We start from the raw sequence: 5,380 nt of genomic DNA, 5'->3' as shown, positions 1-5,380 counted from the left end.
GGTGGGGTGAGATTCCTTTGGATCAATTTATATGGATGTCAGTTTGATATTCATTCTTTTGGTCAGTTTCAAACTCGCTGCATGGCCGTTTTCCCGGTTGTGTATGCATTTCTTTTTTACGGAGAGTTTGATCCTGGCTCAGGATGAACGCTGGCGGCGTGCTTAACACATGCAAGTCGAACGGTGAAGCAGGAGCTTGCTCTTGTGGATCAGTGGCGAACGGGTGAGTAACACGTGAGCAACCTGCCCCGGACTCTGGGATAAGCGCTGGAAACGGCGTCTAATACTGGATACGAGTAGCGATCGCATGGTCAGCTACTGGAAAGATTTTTTGGTCTGGGATGGGCTCGCGGCCTATCAGCTTGTTGGTGAGGTAATGGCTCACCAAGGCGTCGACGGGTAGCCGGCCTGAGAGGGTGACCGGCCACACTGGGACTGAGACACGGCCCAGACTCCTACGGGAGGCAGCAGTGGGGAATATTGCACAATGGGCGGAAGCCTGATGCAGCAACGCCGCGTGAGGGATGACGGCCTTCGGGTTGTAAACCTCTTTTAGCAGGGAAGAAGCGAGAGTGACGGTACCTGCAGAAAAAGCGCCGGCTAACTACGTGCCAGCAGCCGCGGTAATACGTAGGGCGCAAGCGTTATCCGGAATTATTGGGCGTAAAGAGCTCGTAGGCGGTCTGTCGCGTCTGCTGTGAAATCCCGAGGCTCAACCTCGGGCCTGCAGTGGGTACGGGCAGACTAGAGTGCGGTAGGGGAGATTGGAATTCCTGGTGTAGCGGTGGAATGCGCAGATATCAGGAGGAACACCGATGGCGAAGGCAGATCTCTGGGCCGTAACTGACGCTGAGGAGCGAAAGGGTGGGGAGCAAACAGGCTTAGATACCCTGGTAGTCCACCCCGTAAACGTTGGGAACTAGTTGTGGGGTCCTTTCCACGGATTCCGTGACGCAGCTAACGCATTAAGTTCCCCGCCTGGGGAGTACGGCCGCAAGGCTAAAACTCAAAGGAATTGACGGGGACCCGCACAAGCGGCGGAGCATGCGGATTAATTCGATGCAACGCGAAGAACCTTACCAAGGCTTGACATACACGAGAACGGGCCAGAAATGGTCAACTCTTTGGACACTCGTGAACAGGTGGTGCATGGTTGTCGTCAGCTCGTGTCGTGAGATGTTGGGTTAAGTCCCGCAACGAGCGCAACCCTCGTTCTATGTTGCCAGCACGTAATGGTGGGAACTCATGGGATACTGCCGGGGTCAACTCGGAGGAAGGTGGGGATGACGTCAAATCATCATGCCCCTTATGTCTTGGGCTTCACGCATGCTACAATGGCCGGTACAAAGGGCTGCGATACCGTAAGGTGGAGCGAATCCCAAAAAGCCGGTCCCAGTTCGGATTGAGGTCTGCAACTCGACCTCATGAAGTCGGAGTCGCTAGTAATCGCAGATCAGCAACGCTGCGGTGAATACGTTCCCGGGTCTTGTACACACCGCCCGTCAAGTCATGAAAGTCGGTAACACCTGAAGCCGGTGGCCTAACCCTTGTGGAGGGAGCCGTCGAAGGTGGGATCGGTAATTAGGACTAAGTCGTAACAAGGTAGCCGTACCGGAAGGTGCGGCTGGATCACCTCCTTTCTAAGGAGCACTGCAGGACTTCGGTTCTGACAGAGCCGGATTCACACCGAATGTGTGTGACCGGAGCTCATGGGTGGAACATTTGACATGCCATCGCGGATGGTTCGGATTTCTAGTACGCCTCTTCGGGGGTGGGAACGTGGTTCGGGCGGGATGTGGTGGCTGCACGCTGTTGGGTCCTGAGGGACCGGATGCGGGTCTTCGGATTCGTGGCCGTACCTCTGGGCCTCTTGCTGTTTCTCCTTTGGGGGAGCGGGGAGGGGTACCGCCCGTACTTTGAGAACTACACAGTGGACGCGAGCATCTTCAGCATGACCCTTTGGGGTTGTGTTGTGAAAGATGATCTTAAAGATCATTAGTCAATTTTTTGACGATTCGAACTCATGTGATTTCAAGTCTTTAAGAGCAAACGGTGGATGCCTTGGCATCTGGAGCCGAAGAAGGACGTAGCAATCTGCGATAAGCCTCGGGGAACTGATAAGCAAGTTTTGATCCGAGGGTGTCCGAATGGGGAAACCCCGCCAGGCGGCGTGCCGACCTGGTGACTCCCGCCTGAATATATAGGGCGGGTAGAGGGAACGTGGGGAAGTGAAACATCTCAGTACCCACAGGAAGAGAAAACAACATGTGATTCCGTGAGTAGTGGCGAGCGAAAGCGGATGAGGCTAAACCGAGTGTGTGTGATATCCGGCAGGAGTTGCATGTTCGGGGTTGTGGGACTTTTCTGGTTGTTCTGCCGAGCAGCCGGCGTTACAGAAGCGTGTAGACGAACCGTCTTGAAAGGCGGGCCGTAGTGGGTGCCAGCCCCGTAGTCGAAACGCGTGTTCTGGCGTGAAGAGTATCCCAAGTAGCACGGGGCCCGTGAAATCCCGTGTGAATCTGTCAGGACCACCTGATAAGCCTAAATACTCCCAGATGACCGATAGCGGACAAGTACCGTGAGGGAAAGGTGAAAAGTACCCCGGGAGGGGAGTGAAATAGTACCTGAAACCGTTTGCTTACAAACCGTTGGAGCACCCCTGGTAGGTGTGACAGCGTGCCTTTTGAAGAATGAGCCTGCGAGTTAGTGATATGTGGCGAGGTTAACCCGTGTGGGGTAGCCGTAGCGAAAGCGAGTCTGAATAGGGCGATTCAGTCGCATGTCCTAGACCCGAAGCGAAGTGATCTATCCATGGCCAGGCTGAAGCGACGGTAAGACGTCGTGGAGGGCCGAACCCACTTAGGTTGAAAACTGAGGGGATGAGCTGTGGATAGGGGTGAAAGGCCAATCAAACTTCGTGATAGCTGGTTCTCTCCGAAATGCATTTAGGTGCAGCGTTGCGTGTTTCTTGCCGGAGGTAGAGCTACTGGATGGCCGATGGGCCCTACAAGGTTACTGACGTCAGCCAAACTCCGAATGCCGGTAAGTGAGAGCGCAGCAGTGAGACTGTGGGGGATAAGCTTCATAGTCGAGAGGGAAACAACCCAGACCACCATCTAAGGTCCCTAAGCGCGTGCTAAGTGGGAAAGGATGTGGAGTTGCTTTGACAACCAGGAGGTTGGCTTAGAAGCAGCCACCCTTGAAAGAGTGCGTAATAGCTCACTGGTCAAGTGATTCCGCGCCGACAATGTAACGGGGCTCAAGCACGCCACCGAAGTTGTGGCATTGATATTTTTGGTAGGCCTTCGTGGTCCAGCCGTATTGATGGGTAGGAGAGCGTCGTGTGGCCAGCGAAGCGGCGGTGTGAACCAGCCGTGGAGGCTACACGAGTGAGAATGCAGGCATGAGTAGCGAATGACGTGTGAGAAACACGTCCTCCGAAAGACCAAGGGTTCCAGGGTCAAGCTAATCTTCCCTGGGTAAGTCGGGACCTAAGGCGAGGCCGACAGGCGTAGTCGATGGACAACGGGTTGATATTCCCGTACCGGTGAAGAACCGCCCAAGCTAATCCAGTAGTGCTAAGTATCTGAATCCTCATGACCGGATCCTTCGGGTGATGGCGTGGGGCCTAGCGTACGACCCCGTGCTGGTGCGGCTAGCGTATTAACAGGTGTGACGCAGGAAGGTAGTCCAAGCCAGGCGATGGTTGTCCTGGTGCAAGTGCGTAGGCCGAGTCATAGGCAAATCCGTGACTCATTGAGGCTGAGACACGATGCGGATAAAAAGTGGATGATCCTATGCTGCCAAGAAAAGCATCGACGCGAGGTTCTAGCTGCCCGTACCCCAAACCGACTCAGGTGGTCAGGTAGAGAATACCAAGGAGATCGAGAGAATCGTGGTTAAGGAACTCGGCAAAATGCCCCCGTAACTTCGGGAGAAGGGGGGCCATCCACTTATACGGACTTGCTCCGAAAAGGGTGTGGTGGCCGCAGAGACTAGTGGGTAGCGACTGTTTATTAAAAACACAGGTCCGTGCTAAGTCGCAAGACGATGTATACGGACTGACGCCTGCCCGGTGCTGGAAGGTTAAGAGGACCGGTTAGCCGCAAGGCGAAGCTGAGAATTTAAGCCCCAGTAAACGGCGGTGGTAACTATAACCATCCTAAGGTAGCGAAATTCCTTGTCGGGTAAGTTCCGACCTGCACGAATGGCGTAACGACTTCCCAACTGTCTCAACCGCGAACTCGGCGAAATTGCATTACGAGTAAAGATGCTCGTTACGCGCAGCAGGACGGAAAGACCCCGTGACCTTTACTACAGCTTGGTATTGGTGTTCGGTGTGGCTTGTGTAGGATAGGTGGGAGACTTTGAAGCGTGGACGCCAGTTCATGTGGAGTCATTGTTGAAATACCACTCTGGTCACTCTGGATATCTAACTTCGGACCGTAATCCGGTTCAGGGACAGTGCCTGGTGGGTAGTTTAACTGGGGCGGTTGCCTCCCAAAAAGTAACGGAGGCGCCCAAAGGTTCCCTCAACCTGGTTGGCAATCAGGTGTCGAGTGTAAGTGCACAAGGGAGCTTGACTGTGAGACTGACAGGTCGAGCAGGGACGAAAGTCGGGACTAGTGATCCGGCAGTGGCTTGTGGAAGCGCTGTCGCTCAACGGATAAAAGGTACCTCGGGGATAACAGGCTGATCTTGCCCAAGAGTCCATATCGACGGCATGGTTTGGCACCTCGATGTCGGCTCGTCGCATCCTGGGGCTGGAGTAGGTCCCAAGGGTTGGGCTGTTCGCCCATTAAAGCGGTACGCGAGCTGGGTTTAGAACGTCGTGAGACAGTTCGGTCCCTATCCGCTGCGCGCGTAGGAAGTTTGAGAGGATCTGACCCTAGTACGAGAGGACCGGGTTGGACGAACCTCTGGTGTGTCAGTTGTTCCGCCAGGAGCACCGCTGATTAGCTACGTTCGGGATGGATAACCGCTGAAAGCATCTAAGCGGGAAGCCGGCCTCAAGATGAGACTTCCATACCTTCGGGTGAGAGGCTCCCAGCCAGACTACTGGGTTGATAGGCCAGATGTGGAAGTGCGGTAACGCATGCAGCTGACTGGTACTAATAAGCCGATGACTTGATAACACTTCGAATCAACAATGTTTTGATTTGCTCCGCGTCCACTTTGTGGTTCTCGATGTACGGTCGAGAACCCTTCAGGCACACACGTTGTGTCTTTAGGTTTGATTGAAACATCAATAGTGTTTCGGCGGCCATAGCGTGAGGGAAACGCCCGGTTACATTCCGAACCCGGAAGCTAAGCCTCACAGCGCCGATGGTACTGCAGGGGGGACCCTGTGGGAGAGTAGGACACCGCCGGACTTCTTTTA

At 54.5% G+C, this 5,380-nt stretch carries 3 rRNA genes; all 3 read left to right on the top strand.

The annotated features are described in order from the left end of the window. The first annotated feature begins 115 nt into the window (after window positions 1-115). Window positions 116-1,640 (top strand): 16S ribosomal RNA (locus ACWGJP_RS16275). A 389-nt stretch (window positions 1,641-2,029) separates the two neighbouring features. Further along, window positions 2,030-5,135 (top strand): 23S ribosomal RNA (locus ACWGJP_RS16270). 120 nt (window positions 5,136-5,255) lie between these two features. After that, window positions 5,256-5,372 (top strand): 5S ribosomal RNA (rrf, locus tag ACWGJP_RS16265). The 16S, 23S and 5S rRNA genes sit together here, the layout of an rRNA operon. The last annotated feature ends 8 nt before the right edge of the window (window positions 5,373-5,380 follow it).

Source organism: Microbacterium sp. NPDC055903 (assembly GCF_053615555.1).
Note: the sequence above shows the minus strand (reverse complement) of the source record. Positions and strands in the feature narration are given on the sequence as shown.